Raw genomic sequence first — 19,967 nt, forward strand, 5'->3', positions numbered from 1 at the left:
AGATTTCACCACAAATCTGGCATCGGGTGGCATCTTACGTGTCCGATGGGTGAACGCGCGATGACCGGATCGGCGCGCGTTCGGACCGGAGCCTTCCTGGGCGGGCACGGGCTCGGGCTCGGACCGGAAGCCCTTCCTAGGCGGGCACGGGCCCGGGCGTGGGCTCGGGCCGGCTGGAGGGGACGCTCAGGCGGGGCAGGCCGCGTTCCAGACCGCGCTCCAGGACCCGCTCCACGAGCACGGCCGCCGCGGCGCAGCCCAGCCCGATCCCCCACCCCAGCGGACCGATCGGGCGGCACCCGAACAGCCGGCTCAGCCCCGGCACCGAGACGATCACCGCGAGCGCGGCCAGCGACGCGAGCGCCGCCAGCAGGACCAGCCGGTCCCGCCCGCCCACGGCGAGCGTCTGCATGAGCTGCGCCGCCACCAGCCCGACGAGCCCGATCGTGTCGGCCCGGCCCCGTGTGCCGGTCATCCGGCCGAGCAGCCAGGCCGCCGCGGCCGCTGCGGCGGTGGTGATCGCCCGCAGGTGGATGTCGCGGGTCAGGGCCGCGCCCAGCGACGCCTCCGGCCCTTCGGTGAGGAGCCGGTCCGGGTCCACGGCGCCCGGCGGCCGCACCGCCACGGCCATGGCGGGGAGCATGTCGGTGAGGAGGTTCACGAGGAGGAGCTGGCGGGTGTTGAGCGCGCTGCGGCCGGTCAGCAGGCTGGAGCCGAGAGTGAAGACGATCTCGCCGACGTTCCCGCCGAGCAGCATGCTGAGCGAGTCGCGGACCGACCCCCACATCGCCCGGCCCTCCACGATCGCGTCGATGATGGTCTCGATGCGCTCGTCGACCACCACGATGTCGGCGGCGGCGCGGGCGGCCGGGGTCGCGCGGGAGCCGAGCGCCACGCCCACGTCCGCGAGCCGGATGGCGGGCACGTCGTTCGCGCCGTCGCCGGTGACGGCGACCACCCGGCCCATGCGGCGCAGCCCGGCGACGATGCGCGCCTTGTGCTCCGGCGTGACCCGGGCGAACACCGCGACCTCCCGGAGCGCCTCGTCGAGTGCTCCGTCGTCCACCTCGTCGAGCTGGGGGCCGGTCATGACGCGGCCGCCGTTCATGGCGTTGATCTCGGCGGCGATGGCCTCGGCCGTGCTCGGATGGTCACCGGTGATCATGACGACGCGGACTCCGGCTCTCATGAGGCCCTCGACGCTCCGCTTGGCGGTGGGCCGCACCGGGTCCGCCAGGCCGAGGAACCCGAGGAAGCTCAGCCGTTCGATCCTGGACTCGTCCAGGTCGGCGCGGCTGGAGGCCGGCCGCTCGGCGACCGCGAGCACCCGGTGTCCCTGGAGCGCCAGCCGCTCGACCTCCTCCTCCAGCTCCCGCCTGGCCGCCGCGTCCAGGGGCGCCGTCCCGGCGCCGCGCCGCAGGGTCGTGCAGCGGTCGAGCAGCACCTCGGGCGCGCCCTTGACGCTCAGCACCTGCCGCGTGCCGCCTTCCTCCCCGGTCCCGTACGTGCCGAGCACGGCGTGGTAGCCGCGGGCCGGCTCGAACGGCAGCTCGTCCACCCGCCGCCACCCCACGAGCTCGTCGGCCGGCGAGACGCCCAGCCGCTCCGCGCCCTCCACCACGGCGCGGTCCGTGGGATGCGGGATGGCGCGCCCGTCCTCGTACCGGGGACAGGCCCGCAGCGCCGCGGCGACCACGGCCCGCAGCTCGGGCGACAGGTCCGCCACGGCCCGCTCGATCCGGCCGTCCGACACCCGGCCCAGGCTGATGCGCCCCTCCGTGAGCGTGCCGGTCTTGTCGAAGCACAGGACGTCCACGCGGCCCAGCGCCTCGATCGTGGACGGGTTGCGTACGAGGGTGTCGCGAGCCGACAGCCGCTTGGCCGACGCGAGCTCCGCGACCGTCGCCACGAACGGCAGCCCCTCGGGCACGGCGGCGACCGCCAGGCTCACGGCGGGGGCGACGGCGGCGGCCGCCGGGGCTCCCCGCAGCAGCTCGGTCGCCATGAGCGCCACGCCCGAGCCGATGGCCACGGGCAGGATGCGGCGGCTCAGGGCGCGCAGCCGCAGCTCCACGCCGGTCGGCGGCGAGCCGGCCGCGGCCAGCCTCGCGGTGCGGCCGGCGACGGTGGCCTCGCCGGTGGCCACCACGACGGCCAGGCCGTGCCCTGCCGCGACGGTCGTGCCCTGGTACACCATCGACGTGCGGTCCGCGACGGCCGGAGCGGCCGTGGGGGCCGCGCTCTTGGTGACGAGCCGCGACTCGCCGGTCAGCGTGGACTCGTCCAGCTCCAGGCCGGACGCCTCGACCAGCCGGGCGTCGGCGGGGACGGCGTCGCCGGCGCGCAGCTCGATCACGTCCCCGGGCACGAGGTCGTCCGCGACCCCGGCCACGATCCCCGCCTCGATCCCCGCCTCGATCCCCGCCTCCCCGCGCTCCTCCGCCTCGCGCCCCTCCGCCTCCTCGGGAACGAGCGCGGGGGCGGGCGGGCGGCGCAGGCGTACGCGGACGGCGGTGACGCGGGTGAGGCGGTGCAGGATCCGGTCGGCGTGCCAGCGCTGCGTGCCGCCGAGCAGGGCGCCGACGGCCATCACGCCGACGATCAGACCGGCGTCGAGCACCGAGCCGACGGCGGCGGAGACGCCCGCGCCCGAGGCGAGCACGGGGGTGAGCGGGTTGGCGATCTCCTCCAGGCAGGCATGCGTGAGCGACCGCGGCCCGCCACCGGCCACGCCGCCGCCCGCGGCCCCTGTCCCGCCGTACGTCGCGTGACCTCTGCGCCGCGCCGCCTCCTCCTCCGGGAGTCCCTCGGGGGACGTGCGGAGCCGCGACAGCGCGTCCTGGACCGTCATGGCGTGCCAGGGCGTGTGGTCGGCGGGCGGCGGCGGCGCCTCCCTGCCCGCCCGGCGCCCCGTCCACTCGCCCGTCACGAGCGCGGCCACGGACGCGGCGTTGCTCACCAGGTGCACCCTGCCCAGCGCCGTCCGCGCCGGCCCCAGGAACGCCAGCACCGCCCCCGTGGCCGCCCCTGCCCCCGCCACCCGCACGCTGCGCCTGGCCGCCTTCCGCGCGTACGGCAGGCAACGCAGCAGCAGGTACGCCCCGTCGAACCCGCCGATCACGTCCGCGTCCCACGGGACCGGACGGGGCCTGCCCAGCACGCCGATCCCCAGGTCGGCCCGGGCCAGCGCGCGCCGTCCCCGTTGTGACACCACCGCCACGCCGTGCCCCTCGGCCTGCATCACCCGTATCTCGGCGGCCAGCCGCGACCCGCCGCGTACGACCCGCTTCACCCCCAGCCGCCCGGCCAGCCGTGGATCTCCCCCGGCCAGCACCACCTCGCACGCGTTCCCGGGGGCGGCCACCAGGGCCTCGGCGAGCGGGTGCGGCTCCGGCTCCAGGCCGACGACGGCGACCACGTCCCCCTGCCTGGCGATCGCGACCAGCCGCACCCCTTCCTCCCGCCACCGCCCCACCTCGGCGGGCTCCGGCTCAAGAGGATCCGGCTCATGAGGGCCCGGCTCATGAGGGCCCGGCTCATGAGGGCCCGGCGGCTCGTACGGGGCGACGCTCCAGCCGTCGCGCGCGCGGCGGACCCTCGGGGCGGAGCGGTCCGTGAGATCGATGAGCGCGTACAGGCGGGTGTGCAGCTCGTCCAGGTCGGCCCCGGAGGCGAGGGGTACGACGCCGTGGACGGCCCACGCGCCCGTGGTGAGGAGGCCCGCGTCCAGGACCACCGTGTCCACGCGGTCCATGCGGTGCAGAGCGTCACGGTCGAGCACGATGGTGTCCCGCCGTCCCAGCGCCCGGATCAGCGCGCTGGTGAACGCGTCCCTGCCCAGGCGCGCCGCCTTCGGGACCCCGGCGACCAGCACGGTCAGCCCTCGCTGGTGATCGCGGCTGAGGAACGTGGTCACCCCCTGCCCGGCCAGGGACAGCGCGCCGGCCACGTCCGCGTACCTCTCGACGGGCCCGCGCGGCAACGGCGTCACGCGGCGCGGCACGGCCGTACGGATGTGGCGGTAGGTCCCCTCCTCGGCGGCGAACTCCTCCTCGCGCCGCTCCCAGGCGGCGCGCCCGGCGCGGGTGTCCACGTAACGGCCGGCGGCGGCGACGGAGTCGACGAGCAGGGACACCGGCCGCAGCGCGAGCGCGTGCGTGAGGATCCGCCCGGATGCCAGCACCGCGTCCACCGCCGGCTTGCCGACGCGTTCCTCCAGCTCCCGGCGTACCCGGGGGGTGTGCTCGACCAGGGAGAGCAGAGCCGGCGCCAGCGCGGGCAGCCTCGGCACGCGGGCGGCCTGCCCGGCCAGCGCCGCGCCGGCGCCGAGCAGGTGCAGGCCGAGGCTCACGGCGGCGCGCGCCTGCTGCTCGACCCCGTCGAGCGCGCGGGAGGCCCTGCCCCATCCGTCCTCGTCCTCGTCCCCGTAGCCGGCTCCGTCGTCGGCCGCGCCTCCGTCGCCCTGCTCGCGCTCGTCCTCGTCCTCGTCGCCGCCGACGGCGGCCTCGATCGTGCGGATGTCGTCGAGGACGTCCAGGACCTCCTGGACGCGGGCCAGACCGGGCCGCCGCCCCTTCTCCGGGGAGCCGTCGTCCTCATGCGGGGAGCCGTCGTCGCCCGCGCCGGGCTCCCCGACGTCCAGCTCCTCGATGATCTCCAGGAGTTTGTCCACGTCCGTCGTGGCCGGGTCGCAGGCGACGTACACGAACCCGAGCGCGCCGTTGACCTCGGCGCGTTCGACACCGGTGGCCAGCAGACGGTCCTCCAGGAGGCGCGCCCGCCGCCCGGTGCCCGGCCCGCCCACCGCGCGCAGCTCGACGCGCATGCCGCCCGGGCACGCGCGGACCACCCGAGGGCGCGGGAGGAGACCGCGCAGCGGCTCGGGAAGCATGCCGAGCAGGGCGCCCGCGGCGGCGGGTACGCCGGGCAACCGCATGTGGTCTCCCTCTCCCATCGAACGGATGTGTCCTGCCGGGGGACGCGTCCTGCCGGGGGTGCGTCCTGCCAGGGGTGTGTCCTGCGGGGGAGGTGAACAGGCGGACCTGTCAGGGGCTGCGGGCCGGTCGAGGACCGCGTCGGCCGCCCGCGTGACGCGAGCGGCCGTGGGTCGTCTCGTCGCGCACGGTCACGCGCTCACCCGGGGGGCTGCTGCGTACCGGCGGGGGACGGGGGCTTCGGCTGCGCCCTCGCGGAGGCGGCCCGCGCGGCGGCCGCCCGCGCCGACGCCGCCCTCGTGGCGGACGCCTGCGTGGCCGACTGCGTGGCGGACGCCTGTGTGGCCGACGCCCGCTGGGTGGCTCCTCTTCGGGACGACCCGCTCTTGGGCGCCTCCTCGGCCTTCATGGCGCTCTTGCGGGCGGCGGCGGACGCCGTCCCACCGCCCGCGCCGCCACCGCGGGCCCCCGTGGACACGCGCGGCGCCGACGGCGCCGTACGCCCCGTCACGCTCGCCCCCTGCCCGGCGTTCCCCATGGAGGTCTGCCCCGAACGGGCCCGCTGCGCGATGATCGCTCCGGCGCCGATGGCCGCCGCGACGGGCCACTCGATGACGCCCATGACCGCGAGCGCCCCGAGGGCGCCGTAGTAGGCGACGCGCTCGGGCGGCGGCAGCATCGCCCGCGCGACGTCGGCGGCGTGCCCCATCTCCTGGCGGCTGATCCTGGGGACGTGAACGTGCGGCAGAGGAATCCGCGGCATGCGCATCTGTGGAGGACGGACCTCGATCGTCATCATCGGCAGGTCCAGCGTGAACCGTCTGGCGGAGCCGGCCTCCGTCCCGGCGGTGGCGGTCGAGCGGGTCTGGGCCACGGTCATGACTTCCCCTCTGTACTGAGGAATCCTCTCCGTGTCCCTATCCCACCCCTAGGCGATTCATGCCCGATAGTGCCCTTTTGACGGATTCACTACCAGCCCATGCATCCTGCCGTGCCTGCTCCAGAAGGTCTGCGGCCGACAGAGTCAGCGCTTGCGGGCGATGCCGCCGTACATGAGGCGCTGGCCGACCGTCAGCTCCGACGGAACGGGCCCCTCGGGGCGCCACAGCGGCAGCGCGACGACCCCAGGCTCCAGCAGCTCGAACCCGTCGAAGAAACCGGTGATCTCCGCCTCGGTGCGGAAGCGGCCCGTGCCGAGCAGGGCGAGGAACTTCTTCTCCGCCTCCCGGGAGTCCTCGCTGGAGGCGCAGAAGTGGGTGATGAACAGATAGCTGCCGGACGGGACCGCGTCCATGTACGCCTGGACGATGCCCCGCGGGTCCTCGTCGTCGTGCAGGTGGTGCAGGATGCCGACCAGCATCACCCCGACCGGCCGGTCGAAGTCGATGAGCCGCCTGACGTCCTTGTCGGCGAGGATGGTCTTGGGGTCGCGCAGGTCGGAGGTGACGACGGCGGTGCGGTCGTTCTCCGCCAGCAGCGCCCTGCCGTGGGCCAGCACCATGGGGTCGTTGTCGACGTAGACGACGCGCGACTCCGGGTTGGCGCGCTGGGCGACATGGTGGGTGTTCTCGACGGTCGGCAGCCCCGACCCGAGGTCGATGAACTGCGTGACGCCCTGCTCGACGAGGAAGCGCACGCCGCGGCCCAGGATCTGCCGGTTGTACGTGGCCACGTCGTAGATCTCGGGGACCACCTTCACGATCTCCGCGACGAACGCGCGGTCGACCTCGAAGTTGTCCTTGCCGTTGAGCACCACGTCGTAGGCGCGGGCGATGCTGGGGCGCGTCGTGTCGATGGCGCTGGTCCACTGGTTCGGCGTCTCGGCCACGGCGTTCCCTTCGTGCCTTTCATGGCGGTCCGACAAGCAAGATCCTAGTGCCGCGAATGCGAGAGTTGTACGCGTATCGCGGCATCCTGAGGAACATGGCCACCACGTCCGCCCGTCTGCTCACGCTCCTGTCCCTGCTGCAGAGCCCCCGCGAGTGGCCCGGCAGCGAGCTGGCGGAGCGACTGGAGGTCACCCCGCGCACGATCCGCCGTGACGTCGAACGGCTGCGCGATCTCGGCTACCCGGTACGGGCCACCATGGGCGGCGCGGGCGGCTATCGCCTGGAGGCGGGCAAGGCCATGCCGCCGCTGCTGCTCGACGACGAGGAGGCCGTGGCCATCGCCGTCGGCCTGCGCACCGTGACCCGGCACCCCGTGGACGGCATCGACCAGGCGTCGGTACGGGCCATGGCCAAGCTGGGGCAGGTGCTGCCGTCCAGGCTGCGGGCGCGGGTGAGCGCGCTGGGCAACGCCACGGCCGCGCCGCCTCCCGCCGCCGGTCAGAGCATCGACCCGGAGGTCCTGGCGGTGCTCGCCACGACGGCCGCGGCCGGTGAGCGGCTCCGTTTCGCGTACGTCTCGGGCTCGCCGGACGACGGCTCCGAGACCCGGCGGCACGTGGAGCCGTACGGACTGGTCCCCTGGGGCCGGCGCTGGTATCTCGCGGCGTTCGACTGCGACAAGGACGACTGGCGCGTCTTCCGGGTGGACCGGGTCCGGCAGCCCTGGCCGACGGGCGCGCGGTTCGCGCCGAGGCCGCTGCCCGCCGAGGACGTGGCCTCCTTCGTCACCGCCCGGCTGCATGGCCTGATCCCCGTCTACCGCGCGGTCGTCACCCTGCGCGCTCCGGCCGAGCAGGTGAGAAGCCGCCTCGGGGACGGCGCGGAGGACGTGGTGCCGGTCGACGAGCGCACCTGCCTGCTGGACGGCCGCAGCGACACCCTGGAGTGGCTGGCCTTCCGGCTGCTCACGCTGGGCTGCGAGTTCGAGGTGCACGAGCCGCCGGAGCTGCTGGAACACCTGCGCGAGCTGGGCGGCCGGGCCCTGCGCGCGACGGGCGCCGACTGACCGCCGCACAGGCCGCCGTATAGGACAGAACCCGTCCTACACCCGCTCTACCTTTGGTCAAGACGTTCCGGAAACACGGCACAGGAGGCACACACATGTCCGTCAAGCCCGTCCCCAGCGGCTACACCACCGTCACTCCCTGGATCATCTCCCGCGACACCGCCGGCGTCATCGACTACCTGCGGGAGGCGTTCGGGGCCGAGGAACTCGGCCGGGTCGTCGACGACCGCGGCCGGATCGGGCACGCCGAGGTCCGCATCGGCGACGCGATCGTGATGCTGTTCGACGTGGACGAGAGCTGGCCCGCGACGCCCGCGTTCACCAGGCTGTACGTGGAGGACGCCCGCGCCGTCCATCGCCAGGCCGTCGCCGCCGGGGGCACGTCGGTCTCGGAGGTCACCCATCTGGCCTTCGGCGACCTGGTCGGGCGGGTACGCGACCCGTTCGGCAACGTGTGGTGGATCCAGACGCACATCGAGGACGTGACGCCGGAGGAGATGGAGCGGCGCTGGAGCGACCCGGTGTTCACGGCGGCGATGGAGTACATGCAGCGGCCGGAGACCCCGTTCTTCGCCACCGCCGGCGAGCGTCCCGGAGCCTGACCGGTCGGCGCCTCCGCCGACGCTCGGTGCATCCCACCCGGACGACGCCGCCCCCCCTTCGCCGCCCCCTTCGGCCTCGCCCGCGCGAAGGGGAACGAGCGGCCGCGCGGCAGTGGTGAGTCGGTCGAGGCGTTCTTCGACCTGGGCGGCGCCGTCTGCTCAAGCGGGCGCCCTGTCCGTCGCCGGCTTTCTCGCCCCTGATCTTCCTTATCCACTGCTTCCGGCCTCGCGCCTGCCGTTCCCCCGGGGCTCCTCCCCGCGATGCCCTCGGGGCAATGCCCTCTGTCCGATGCCCCCGAGGTAATGCCCCTCCTCCGACGCCGCGCGGGCACTGCCCTCTGCGCCGCACCGCGCGGGCAATGCCCTCTGCGACGCCGCGGGCGGTGCCCTTGCCGCGTGCCGGCGGGTTCCGCGCTTCGCGCTTCTGAAGGCCCACTCGGGGCGAAGCCGGCGGGCGGAGCCCGCCCTCAGGAAGGCGGCCTCGCGGAGCGAGGGCCTCCAGGGGCCGGGACCGGGCCCGGCTGGAAGAGCGGCTGAGCCCATGGCGCGAAGCGCCGCACGCGAAGGCCTTTGGCCTTGTGCGCCCCATGCGTCAGGGCCCCGGCGTTCGAGAACGCCGGGGCCCTGACCACAGCAGGTCTACGAGAACAGGTGGTCCACCACGCGGGCCGTGGCCTTGCCGTCGTCCTTCGGGGCGTAGGTGGCCCGGAAGGCGTCGTAGCGGTCGCGGTGGGCGGCCGCCACCTGGTCGATCGACCGGAGCGCCTCGATGACCTCGGCCGAGGTGGACAGCACCGGGCCGGGGGCGATCTCGGGCAGGTCCACGTACAGCCCCCGCTTGGCGGAGTACTTCGCCAGGTCGTACGCGTAGAAGACCATGGGGCGGCCCGTGGCCGCGAAGTCGAACATGACCGACGAGTAGTCCGTCACCAGCACGTCCGCCACCAGCAGCAGATCCGCCATATCGGGATAAGTCGTGACGTCGTGGGCGATGTCGGGGACGGCGGGCATGGCCTGCATCGGGTGGGCGCGGACCAGCAGCTCGTGGTCGGCCCCCAGCTCCTCCCGCGCCTTGGCCAGGTCGAGCTTCACCATGGCGTTCTTGCGGTCGTAGTCGCGGTACGTCGGCGCGTACAGCACCACCCGCTTGCCCTCGGCCAGCCCCAGCCGCGCCCGCACCTCGGCGGCCAGCCGCTCGCGGTCGGGCGAGGTGAGCACGTCGTTGCGCGGCAGCCCGCTCTCCAGGATCTCGCCCTGGTAGCCGAACGCCTTGCGCAGCAGCGTGGTGGCCCACGGCGACTGCGACAGCAGCACGTCCCAGCCGCGCACCTCGGCCGCCTGCCGGTGCCAGATCGGCGGGCGCGGGTCGCGGTTCATGTGCGGCTGGTCGTTGCCGACGTGCTTGGCCGGGGTGCCGTTCCAGGTCTGCAGCACCACCTGGTCCTCGCGGGCGCGGAACCAGACGGGCAGGAAGGAGTTGGTCACGATGTGGCGGGACCTGGCCAGCGCGGCGTGGTGCTCGCGGCTGCCCGCGCGCACGGCCGTGGTGCCGGGCGGCGGCGTGAACGCGCCGTCCTTGACGATCCAGATGTGCTCGCGGTCGTCGCCGCGCCGCACCCGCTCCTCGTACACGGCCCGGACGCTGTCGGCGTAGAGGCGGCCGTCGTTGACCACGTACACGGTCGCGTCGTTGAGCGGCTCGGTGCGCTGGGCCGGGTAGAAGACCCGCCGCAGCACGTGGGTGCCGGCCACGCCCTTCTCGTCGGCGGGCAGCACCTCCTCGACGGTGATCACCGGCACGTCGAAGCGGGTGGAGACCATCCGGAACGCGTGCCCGGCCAGCTCGCGCGGCGCCTCGTCCAGCCCCGGCAGGGCGGCGTGGTCCATGCGCAGCGGGACGATCTCCCCCGAGGGGTGGCGGATCGACATGTTCCAGGTGCCGGAGGACAGCGGCACGCTCTCGCCGAAGCGCTCCAGGGCCGCGGGCGTGATCCGGGCGGTGAACTCCTCGCCGTCGCGCTCCATCGGGATGCCGTAGCAGAGGCCGGAGCGATGGCGCAGCGTGAGCACGCGCTGACCGGAGGCGTCGGGGTAGCGTCCGCGCAGGACCAGCGTGGAGCCCTCCCACACCGCCGAGGAGATCACCGGGCGGATGCGGTGGGCCGAGACGATGACGCGGTCGCGCCGGTCGCCGAGCACGGTGATCTCGCGGTCGCCGACGGCGGCCCGGGTCTCGCCCGAGTCGCCCAGCATGACCGAGGCCGCGGGGTCGCCCTTCGGCTCGACCCAGAGCCGCCGCCCGTCCTTCTCGTGCAGGAGCGCGGAGACGGCCTGGACGACCACGACCTCGGTGCCGCCCTGCTGGGGCGTGAAGTCGGCCGCCACGCGGTGGCCGCCGAGCCGGGCGTGCCCCTTGGTCACGCTACGGCCAGGCAGGAAGATCCGCAGCTCCAGGCGGTCGCCCTCGACGGTGACGCCGGTCAGCTCGGCCCGGTTGGGCTGGAGCACCACCTGGAGGGCCCGGTCGGACGTCCAGACGGGACGGACCCACCAGCCGGGACGCAGCTTGAGCCCGGCCGGGCGCTCGGGGCGGCCCACCGAGGAGCCGCGCAGCAGGCCGGTGGCCCGCGCCCCGCGGCTCCAGAACACGATCTCGGCCCGCCACGTCGTGGCGTCGGCCACGGCCGGCCGGTGCCGCATCCGGCGGCGGGCGGCGTGGACGGCGCCGCGCACCGCGCCGCGCCAGCGCAGCGCCCACGGGCTCAGCTCGGCCGAGAACCCCGACCAGTCGTAGTTGCAGCCCGGCTCGCGGGCGCCGTGGGTGGCCTCCGGCTCGAACGTCCGCCGGGTGCGCATGCGCACGGGCGGCAGCCAGCGGGGGCCGCGCAGCACGACGCTCGCCCGGTTGAAGCGGCGGCTGCGCACCGACAGTCCGGCGAGGTAGGCGAAGCCGGTGATGCGCAGCTTGCCGTCCACCCACTGGATGTCGTCGATGTGCGTGACGGGCACCAGGTCGGAGCGGCGCAGCCGGTACAGCTCGGCCGGCAGCTCGTCCTGGAACGGCAGGTCGGCGTACCAGCGCAGGCCCTTGCGGATGCGCTTGGACGGCTCGGCCGCGGCGGCGACCGCCTTCGTCAGCGTCTCGCCGTCGATCAGCTCCGCGTCGGGGCGGTGCTCGACGAGGTGGCAGATGAGCCGGCGGGCGACGGGCAGGTCGCGCTTGACCCGCTCGTCCACGTTCGCGAGGTACGGGCGCAGCAGGGCGACGAGCTCGCGCCGGCGCGCGGGGCCGCGTTTGACCGCGACGTCCATCCGCGCGCCCAGCGGACCGCTGAGCACCTCCGCGTCGAACGCCGCGTCCTGACCGCCAGGACCTGCCGCCCGCATGATCGCGTCCAGGGGCTCGCCGCGATCGCAGAGATCTTGGACGACCTTCAGACGGTCGGCGGCCGGATCGCCGCCCGGGCTCTGCGCTGGAACGCCGGTGGCCATCGGGGGGCACCGCCTTTCGGACCGCCATCACCTGTTTTGCCCATGCTAAGGGGAGTCACATACCGCGCATGCACCGTCGTGGCGAATTCCGCAGCTCAAACGTTTTACTGAGAATCCACTGAACGTCCGTCCCAGCGGGCGGCCCGCATGTCGGCTCTGTCGCCGCGCGTGGGGGTGCCCTCGGCGCGCCAGTTCGCCAGGCACTCCTGGAGGTGGCCGGCCGAGGCCGCGGTGCCGTCGGCGTGGACGACGCGCCACCACGGCACGCCGCCGCCCCACGTGGACATCACGGCGCCGACCTGGCGCGGACCGCCCTCACCGAGGTACTCGGCGACGTCGCCGTACGACATGACACGGCCCGGCGGGATGGACTCCACCACCTGCAGGACGCGCTCGGCGTACGGGTTCACGCGCGCCCCCGGAGGGTCACGGGCCCCACGCGGCGGGTCCCGCGTCGATGATCTCGTGGAACTTGCCCAGGTCGGTCGTCGTGCCGCCGGCCGTCACCTGGACCACGCCGTCGCGCACCGTGTAGCTCTCACCGTCCTCGCCGACCAGCCGGGCGCCGAGCAGGGCGGCCAGCCGGACGAGCTGTGCCACCTGCCAGTCGGAGCCGGGCTCGCCGACCACCTGGTCGTTCCAGCGTGCCACGGTGTGCGTGCCGCCGCCGTGCCTGGCGACGATCTCCTGCGACCCGCTCAGCTCGAACCCGGCCGGCGTGATCGCCTTCGCGAGGTCGGCGTAGGCGATCGGCGCCTCCCGGACCACGCGCAGCTCGTATCCCATGACGCGGGACCATAGCGGATCTTTCACCTTCTACGCTGATTGAGCGCCATGACCGCCCCGCTGAACGTGACCAGCGCCACGAGCGCGGCCCCGCCGAACAGCCACAGTCGCCACGGTTCGGGTCCCGGCCGCGACGGCACCGGGGAGTCCACGCCCTGCCCGAAGTGGAGGTCGTCGGACACGTCGGGCCCGGGCTTGGCCGTGGCCAGCCGGTCGGCGGCGTTGAGCGCGGCGCCCGCGTCGACCACGCCGAAGCCCGTCTTGTCGTCGTACCCGGCCGCGGGACGGCCCCGGGCGCTGGACGACAGCGCCTGCGCGACGCGCTCCGGCGGCATCCCGGGATGGCGGGCCTTGATCAGGGCGGCCACGCCCGCGACGAGCGCGGCGGCCGGGCTGGTGCCCTCGGCCGGCTGGTAGCCGCCCCCGAGCCGGGCCACGGGCACGCCCACGCCGGGCGCCGCGACGAGGACGGACAGGTTGTCGCTGCTGAACGCGGCCCGCCTGCCCTGCTTGTCCACGGCGCCCACCCCGATGACGCCCGGGTAGCCGGCGGGGAAGTTCCAGTAGGAGGTGCCGTTGGTCTGGGCGTAGCGGGTCTGCCCGTCGTTGCCCGCGGCGGCGACCAGCACCACGCCCTTGCTCAGCGCGTACGAGACGGCCTCGCGCTCGGACTTGAGCGGTCCGTAGCCGCCGATCGACATGCTGACGACCTTGGCGCCGTGATTGGCGGCGTAGCGCAGCCCCCTGGCCAGCGGGCTCTCCAGGCCGGAGTCACCGTCGGGCCGGGGGGCCGGCTGCGGCTCGATGGACCCGTCGGCGGGCTGCTCGGTCACCTCCAGCGGCACGGACAGGATCCGCGCGTCGGGCGCGACGCCGATCAGGCCCTCCTCGGCGCCGGTGCCCGCGATGAGCGCGGCCATCGCGGTGCCGTGCGCGCCGGGCCGGGCCGCGCGCTCCACGGACGACAGGCTCATGTCGGGCCCGGTGGTCACCTTGCCGCGCAGCTCCTTGAGCTTCGGGTCCACGCCGCCGTCGATGACGGCGACGGTGACGCCCTTGCCCTTGGTGACGGTCCACGCCTGCCCTACGTTCAGCGCGTCCAGCACCCACTGCTGCTGGTCCCGTACGGGGACGCTCGCGGGGGACTGCAGGGAGAGCGCCGCGGCGGCGAGCACGCGGACGGCGGCGGTCAGCACACGTTCCCCTGGGTGCAGGGCGGGACCTTGGGCGGGTCGGCGAGGAAGTAGGCGATCTGGTTGCCGATGGAGCGGGCGGCCGGCCACAGCTCGCTGTGCAGGATCTCCTCCGGCGGCACGGCCGCGCGCGTGCGCCCGTCGGCGTAGCCCGCGGTGGAGAACACGAGGTACGGCCCGGCGCCCACCCAGCCGGCGCGCTGGCGCTGCTCGGTGCCGAACCGCTCGGTCACCGTGCCGGGGAACGCCACGGGCAGCACGCCCACCCGGTCGTCCTGGGTGAGCTGCTCGGCCGCCGACACCCGGGACTCCTCGTCCTTCAGCACGGCCACGCCGACCGTGAACACGAACGTGGCCGTCTGGTCGACGTAGGTGGCCCGCAGCATGCTCACGCAGCCGTGGTCGTCGAGGACCGCGGCCACCGAGGCGTCCACGCCGTCGCGGCACGCGGTCTCGGGGGCGATGCCGACGCGCCTGGCGTACTGCTGGGCGCTGTCGAGCCCCTGGTACTTGACCTCCTCGGGGAACACCCCGGTCGCCGGCCACGCCTGCCAGCGGCGGGCGATCTCCTCCTGCTTGTAGCGGCTCTGCTCGGCGGGGGTCAGGGGCCGGGAGCGGGTCTCGGCGAGCAGCCCGACGGTGCCGAGCAGCACGACGACGGCCGACATGGCCATGACGGCGCCCACGAGCACGACGAACCAGCGGCGGTAGCGCACGCCACGCCGCAACGCCTCCCGCTCGGCGCGTTCCCGGGCGGCCGCGCTGACGCGGCTGCCGGCGGCCGGCCATCCGCGCACACGCGAACGGCGGCCGGATCGGGCGCCGAGGGGATTCGGCCGTCCCTGCGTCCCTCCGGCGCGGGGCAGCCCCGAAGTCGTCCTACGTGCCTTCACCACCGCCTCGTTCCCAGGATCGCTCCGTGTGTGTTTCGTCCCCCTTGGCACGCGGATCATGCGTCCTCGGGACCCTGTGCCCGGCGCACGCGCCTGACCAGCACGTACATGGTGGCCATGGAGGCCAGCGCGCCGCCCGCCGCCACGGCAGCCACGACGCCGTAGACCCGGGCCCTGCCCCGGTCGCGGGCGACCACGCGGATGGGGCCCGCCGCCGCGCCGCCGACGGGCGAGGCCGGGTCCTGGGCCTGGCCGCCGGTCGCGGTCTCGGTGTGGCGGGCCAGCCGGCGGGCCTCGGCCAGGGCGCGGCGGGCGTTCACGACGCCGAACCCGGTGCCCGTGTCGTAGCCGCCCGGGGGCCGGTCGGTGGCGCTCGCGGTGAGCGCCCGGGCGACGAGCGGCGGCGACATCCGCGGATACTCGGCCTTGATGAGGGCGGCCACTCCGGAGACGAGCGCGGTCGCCTGCGAGGTGCCCCGGCCGATCCAGTACTGGTCGCCCGGGCCCGCGCCCAGGATGTCCACGCCGGGCGCGGCCACCACCACCGACGAGTTGCCGTTCGAGAACGTCGCGCGCCGCAGCCGCCCGTCCGTCGCGCCCACCGCGACCACGCCGGGGAACGCCGCCGGATAGGAGTACGGCGCCGCGCGGCCCGGGCGGCGCGCCCCGTCGTTGCCCGCGGCGGCGACCAGCACGACGCCCCTGTCGATGGCGTACCGGATCGCGGCGCGCTCCTCCCCGCTCGGCAGGTCCTTGGACAGCGACAGGTTGATCACGTCGGCGCCGCGGTCCACGGCGTAGCGGATGCCCCGCGCCATCACGTCCTCGAAGCGCGGGTCGGTGTTGAACACGCGGAACCCCCGCTCCTCGTCCTCCAGGATCACCCGCACCGAAAGGATCTCCGCCTCGGGCGCGACGCCGATGACGCCGCGCGAGCCGTCCGGGCCATGCCCGTGACCGGCGATGAGCGAGGCCATGTACGTGCCGTGCAGCCGGAGGGGGCGCACGCCCGGAGGGTTCGCGCCCTTGGTGAAGTCCCTGCCGACGGTCACCGAGCCGGCCAGGTCGCGGTGGAGCGGGTCCACGCCCGAGTCGAGCACGGCCACGGTGACGCCGCCGCCCCTGGTGGCCCGCCACGCCTTGGGCAGTTCGAGGGTGTCGAGGACCGGCTGCTGGCCGCCGCGCACGTCGTCGGCCAGCGCGGGCGCGGCCAGCGCCGGCGACGCGCCGAGCAGCGCCGCCCCGGCCGCCGCGACCCCGGCCGCCCGCGCCAGGGGAGGGCGGGTCAGCACTGCCACTCCGGCGCGGCGCAGTCGGGCAGGCGGGGCGTTGTCAGGCGGTGCAGGACGTGCGCGGCCAGCTCGCCGCCGAACGCGAAGACGGCCGGGCGCTGCTCCCCCGCCGTGCTCGCGGGCCGCCCGTCGGCCTGTCCGGCCGTGGTCAGCACGACGTACGGGCCGGCCTGGCGTACCGAGCCTGCCTGCCGTACGGCGGGGGTGAAGCGGTCGGCGACCGTGCCGCGGAACGCCAGCGGGCGCAGGCCGGGCACCGGCTCGCCCGCCTGGGGGAAGGCCGCGCCGGCGCGGGCCGCGGCGCGCTCGTCGGGAAAGGCCGCGACGCCCACCGTGACCAGCACGCCGCGCAGCTCGTCGATGTAGGTGGCGCGCAGCACCGCGCGGCAGCCCGCCGCGCGCAACGCGCCGTCCGCTGCGGTGTCCACGGCCCCGGCGCAGCTCGTACGCGGGGAGATGCCGATCCGGCTGGCCTGCTCGGTGCCGCCCTGCTCGGCGGAGTACGGCAGGCGGGCGGGGAAGACGCGGCCCGCGGCCCAGGTGCGCCAGCGCTCGGCCGTCTCCCGCTGGACGGCGGCGCGCAGCTCGGCGGTGTTCGGCCCGCGGGTCAGCTCGGTGCCCGCCGCCCCGGCCGCCACCCCGGCGGTCACCGCGCAGACGAGCGTCAACGCGGAGGCCGCCACGAGGGCCGGCCAGCAGGGGCGGGCGATGTCCACGGCTTCGACCTTAATGCGGGCGACCCGGTGCCATCCCCGGAAACCGGACCGGCGGCCAAAACCGGTCTATCACCGGAGCGTCCACCACAAGATCCCGCTTTCACCAGGCGTTCAGCGGCCGTCCGAGGGCCCGCAAACGAACGGACCGGCCGCCCCCGGAGGGGACGGCCGGTCCGGTGAGGTCGGCGCCGGTCAGTAGGACGGCAGGCTGGGGTCGACGGTCTTGACCCAGCTCAGCACGCCGCCGCCGACGTGGACGGCGTCGGAGAAGCCGGCGTTCTTGACGATCGCCAGCGCCTCGGCCGAGCGCGCGCCCGACTTGCAGTGCAGCACGATGCGCTTGTCCTGCGGCAGCCGCTCCAGGGCCGAGCCGTTGAGGAACTCGCCCTTCGGGATGAGGGTGGCGCCGGGGATGGAGACGATCTCGTACTCGTTCGGCTCGCGGACGTCGACGAGGAAGATGTCCTCGCCGTTGTCCTGCATGGCCTTGAGCTCCAGCGCGGTGATCGTGGAGCCGGTGGCCGCCTCGGCGGCCTCGTCGGAGATCGCGCCGCAGAACGCCTCGTAGTCCTCGAGCAGCGCGGTGACGGTGGGGTTCTTGCCGCACAGCACGCACTCGGGGTCCTTGCGGACCTTGACGTCGCGGTACTTCATCTCCAGGGCGTCATAGATCATCAGCCGGCCCACGAGCGGGTCGCCGATGCCGGTGAGCAGCTTGATGGCCTCGTTGACCTGGATGGAGCCGATGGACGCGCACAGCACGCCGAGCACGCCGCCCTCGGCGCACGACGGCACCATGCCGGGAGGCGGGGGCTCCGGGTAGAGGCAGCGGTAGCAGGGGCCGTGCTCGGCCCAGAACACGCTCGCCTGGCCGTCGAAGCGGTAGATGGAGCCCCAGACGTACGGCTTGCCGAGCAGGACCGCCGCGTCGTTGACCATGTAACGGGTCGCGAAGTTGTCGGTGCCGTCGACGATGAGGTCGTAGCCGGCGAAGATCTCCATCACGTTGTCGGTGGACAGCGCGGTGTTGTGGATGACGACCTCGACCAGCGGGTTGATCTCGCGGACGGTCGCCGCGGCGCTCTCGGCCTTCGGCCGGCCCACGTCGGACTGGCCGTGGATGATCTGGCGCTGCAGGTTGGACTCGTCGACGACGTCGAAGTCGATGATGCCGAGGGTGCCGACGCCCGCGGCCGCGAGGTACATCAGCGCCGGCGACCCGAGGCCGCCCGCGCCCACGCAGAGCACCTTGGCGTTCTTCAGCCGCTTCTGCCCGGCCATCCCCACGTCGGGAATGATCAGGTGGCGTGAGTAGCGGCGCACTTCGTCAACGGTCAGCTCGGCGGCCGGCTCGACCAGAGGTGGCAACGACACTTTCTACGCTCCCGTTCCAGGGGGACCCATCTCACGTTCCTCAGGTTGGAACCTAGCCGGTGACCGGGGCATTCCCCAATCGCGTCTCACTGATCAGACGCCGGGCCTCGGCGGCGACCACCGCGGGCATCTCCATCATCGCCACGTGCCCGGCGCGCGGCAGCAGCACCAGCCTGACCTGCGGGAACGTACGGGCCGCCTTGGCGGCCATGGCCGGCCGGACGAGCCGGTCATGCCGGCCGTGGACGATGAGCGTGGGCGCCTGGACGCGGGCCGCGCACCGCCACAGGGTGTCATCGCCGCGCCGGAAGTACTCGGCGACGATGCCGCGGGCCGAGCCGATCACGGCGGCCACGGCGTACGGCAGGCCGTCGCGCCAGCGCAGCTCCTCGATCGCGTCGTGCAGCCGTACGGGGTGGACGGCGGTGACGTCGGCCCACACCATCGCGAACGAGGCGCTGATGCGCTGCTCCGCGGGGACCAGCCGGAGCTTGTCCATGAACCACTCGCCGAGCCGCGGGGTCGCGGCGGCGGCCACGCGGACCGGCCCGTACCGGGGCAGCAGGTCGGGCAGCGCGGGCGAGATCAGCGTGAGCGAGCGCACCAGGTCGGGGCGGTCGGCGGCGACGCGGACGGACACCGCTCCCCCGAGCGAGTTGCCGAACAGGTGGGCCGGTCCCGTGCGCTCCAGCAGGCCGATGACGGAACGGGCGTGCCCGGCGACGCTGTAGTCGCCGTCCTCGGGCGCGGGCGAGTGGCCGGCTCCCGGCAGGTCGATGGCGTGGCCGGTGACGTCGTCCTTGAGCTCGTGCATCAGGTCGGTCCAGTTGGTGGCGGACCCGGCCAGCCCGTGGACGAACACGGCCTGGTCGGGGGCGCCGTCCGGGGTGGATCTGACGTGCACCGAGCCCACCATGCGTCCTGGCCAGTGCGGGATCGGCTCTGCTGCCATGCGCCCTCCTCGTTCGCCCGCTCCACGATACGACCGACCCCACACATCATGCCATTCGCCACCATTTCGGGTCTTATCAGGGCACACCACCCTTTAAGTGCATTTTTCTGGAATTGGCGGCTTTCGCGGAGGCCCTGCACCCCTCGAACCTCCCGTACAAAACGGACATTTCATGGCAATTCATTTCATAAACACTTAATAACAGCAATGGGAGCGCTAGGGTATAGCAAAACGGCCAGAGTCCTGTTTGCCGCGCCCAGCCGCCGGAAATGAAAAGCCTCGGATGAGGCTTTTGGCCAACATCCACGGCATATTCCGTTAGCAACGAAAAATGCCGAAGAACCAGGGCAACCGATCCTTTAGGGGGGAACTCAATGCCCACGTTCAAGAGCGCAATCGCAAGCCTCGCGCTGGCCACCGCCGCGACCGGTGGCGTGGTCTCCGTCGGCGCGCTGACCACCGCGTCGTCCGCCGGCGCCACCACGGTCACCAGCGCCTCCGGCGACTTCAGCATGGGCTGCTGGCGCCGTTGGGGCTGCGGCTTCCGCGGCTGGGGCGGCGGCGGCTGGGGCGGCCGTCGTGGCCACCAGCGGGTGAAGATCCACATCCACATCCACAACAACAACGTCAACGACAACGACAACCACGCTGACGCTGACGCCGTCGCGGTCAACCGCGAAGACGACTGAGCCTCGGCCGACGGCTGAAGCGCTCGACCGGAGCGCCAGGCCGGCCGGGCACGGGATCCGTGCGGCTCTTTCCGGCCGGGGTGGGCTCCGCGTTCACCTTTCCTGAGCGCCCGTGCTCATCGGGGTCGTCGCTCGCCGGGGGCGAGCGA

General features: G+C 74.1%; 15 protein-coding genes. 3 read left to right on the plus strand and 12 right to left on the minus strand.

From position 1 onward, the window contains the following. Positions 1 to 136 precede the first annotated feature (136 nt). From HTZ77_RS27720 to HTZ77_RS27730, 3 genes are all read right to left on the minus strand, one after another. Positions 137 to 4,936, minus strand: coding sequence for a cation-translocating P-type ATPase (locus tag HTZ77_RS27720; protein WP_235995262.1), 4,800 nt, complete (start codon positions 4,934 to 4,936; stop codon positions 137 to 139). A 197-nt stretch (positions 4,937 to 5,133) separates the two neighbouring features. Further along, positions 5,134 to 5,814 carry a hypothetical protein gene (locus tag HTZ77_RS27725; protein WP_175592652.1) on the minus strand — a complete coding sequence of 227 codons (681 nt, stop codon included), beginning with the start codon at positions 5,812 to 5,814 and terminating at the stop codon, positions 5,134 to 5,136. Positions 5,815 to 5,958: 144 nt separating this feature from the next. Further along, positions 5,959 to 6,762, minus strand: a complete 804-nt coding sequence (locus HTZ77_RS27730) for an SAM-dependent methyltransferase (RefSeq protein ID WP_175592653.1) — start codon at positions 6,760 to 6,762, stop codon at positions 5,959 to 5,961. A gap of 95 nt (positions 6,763 to 6,857) precedes the next feature. On the opposite strand from HTZ77_RS27730, the gene HTZ77_RS27735 reads away from it, so the two are divergent. Beyond that, positions 6,858 to 7,829, plus strand: a complete 972-nt coding sequence (locus tag HTZ77_RS27735; RefSeq protein ID WP_175592654.1) for a helix-turn-helix transcriptional regulator — start codon at positions 6,858 to 6,860, stop codon at positions 7,827 to 7,829. A gap of 95 nt (positions 7,830 to 7,924) precedes the next feature. After that, positions 7,925 to 8,431 carry a VOC family protein gene (locus tag HTZ77_RS27740; protein WP_175592655.1) on the plus strand — a complete coding sequence of 169 codons (507 nt, stop codon included), beginning with the start codon at positions 7,925 to 7,927 and terminating at the stop codon, positions 8,429 to 8,431. A gap of 639 nt (positions 8,432 to 9,070) precedes the next feature. On the opposite strand, the gene HTZ77_RS27745 is transcribed toward HTZ77_RS27740, so the two are convergent. From HTZ77_RS27745 to HTZ77_RS27785, 9 genes are all read right to left on the minus strand, one after another. Next, positions 9,071 to 11,923: a CDP-glycerol glycerophosphotransferase family protein gene (locus tag HTZ77_RS27745; protein WP_235995263.1), complete on the minus strand. Its 2,853-nt coding sequence runs from the start codon at positions 11,921 to 11,923 to the stop codon at positions 9,071 to 9,073. A gap of 104 nt (positions 11,924 to 12,027) precedes the next feature. Further along, a complete protein-coding gene (locus HTZ77_RS27750) occupies positions 12,028 to 12,333 on the minus strand; it encodes an MGMT family protein (protein WP_175592656.1) in 306 nt (101 codons plus the stop codon). Between the two features lie 16 nt (positions 12,334 to 12,349). After that, positions 12,350 to 12,709, minus strand: a complete 360-nt coding sequence (locus tag HTZ77_RS27755) for a hypothetical protein (RefSeq protein ID WP_175592657.1) — start codon at positions 12,707 to 12,709, stop codon at positions 12,350 to 12,352. 23 nt (positions 12,710 to 12,732) lie between these two features. Continuing rightward, entirely contained in the window at positions 12,733 to 13,905 is a 1,173-nt protein-coding gene (locus HTZ77_RS46665; RefSeq protein ID WP_175592658.1) for a S8 family serine peptidase, read from the minus strand. Further along, positions 13,899 to 14,699 (minus strand): hypothetical protein, encoded by an 801-nt coding sequence (locus tag HTZ77_RS46670; protein WP_328808798.1) that lies wholly within the window; start codon positions 14,697 to 14,699, stop codon positions 13,899 to 13,901. Before HTZ77_RS46670 ends, HTZ77_RS46665 begins: the two co-directional genes overlap by 7 nt. Before the next feature lie 152 nt (positions 14,700 to 14,851). Next, positions 14,852 to 16,087, minus strand: a complete 1,236-nt coding sequence (locus HTZ77_RS27770; RefSeq protein ID WP_328808799.1) for a S8 family serine peptidase — start codon at positions 16,085 to 16,087, stop codon at positions 14,852 to 14,854. After that, entirely contained in the window at positions 16,081 to 16,803 is a 723-nt protein-coding gene (locus HTZ77_RS27775) for a hypothetical protein (protein ID WP_328808800.1), read from the minus strand. Before HTZ77_RS27775 ends, HTZ77_RS27770 begins: the two co-directional genes overlap by 7 nt. A 192-nt stretch (positions 16,804 to 16,995) precedes the next feature. Then, positions 16,996 to 18,177: an adenylyltransferase/sulfurtransferase MoeZ gene (gene moeZ / locus HTZ77_RS27780; protein ID WP_175592659.1), complete on the minus strand. Its 1,182-nt coding sequence runs from the start codon at positions 18,175 to 18,177 to the stop codon at positions 16,996 to 16,998. 52 nt (positions 18,178 to 18,229) lie between these two features. Next, positions 18,230 to 19,129 carry an alpha/beta fold hydrolase gene (locus HTZ77_RS27785; protein WP_175592660.1) on the minus strand — a complete coding sequence of 300 codons (900 nt, stop codon included), beginning with the start codon at positions 19,127 to 19,129 and terminating at the stop codon, positions 18,230 to 18,232. 374 nt (positions 19,130 to 19,503) lie between these two features. Here HTZ77_RS27785 and HTZ77_RS27790 point away from each other — a divergent pair, with 374 nt between their 5' ends. Further along, complete coding sequence (locus tag HTZ77_RS27790) at positions 19,504 to 19,818, plus strand: hypothetical protein (protein ID WP_175592661.1); 315 nt, start codon at positions 19,504 to 19,506, stop codon at positions 19,816 to 19,818. Positions 19,819 to 19,967: the final 149 nt, after the last annotated feature.

It is taken from the genome of Nonomuraea montanisoli, assembly GCF_013363975.1.
GTDB classification, from domain to species: Bacteria; Actinomycetota; Actinomycetes; order Streptosporangiales; family Streptosporangiaceae; genus Nonomuraea; species Nonomuraea montanisoli.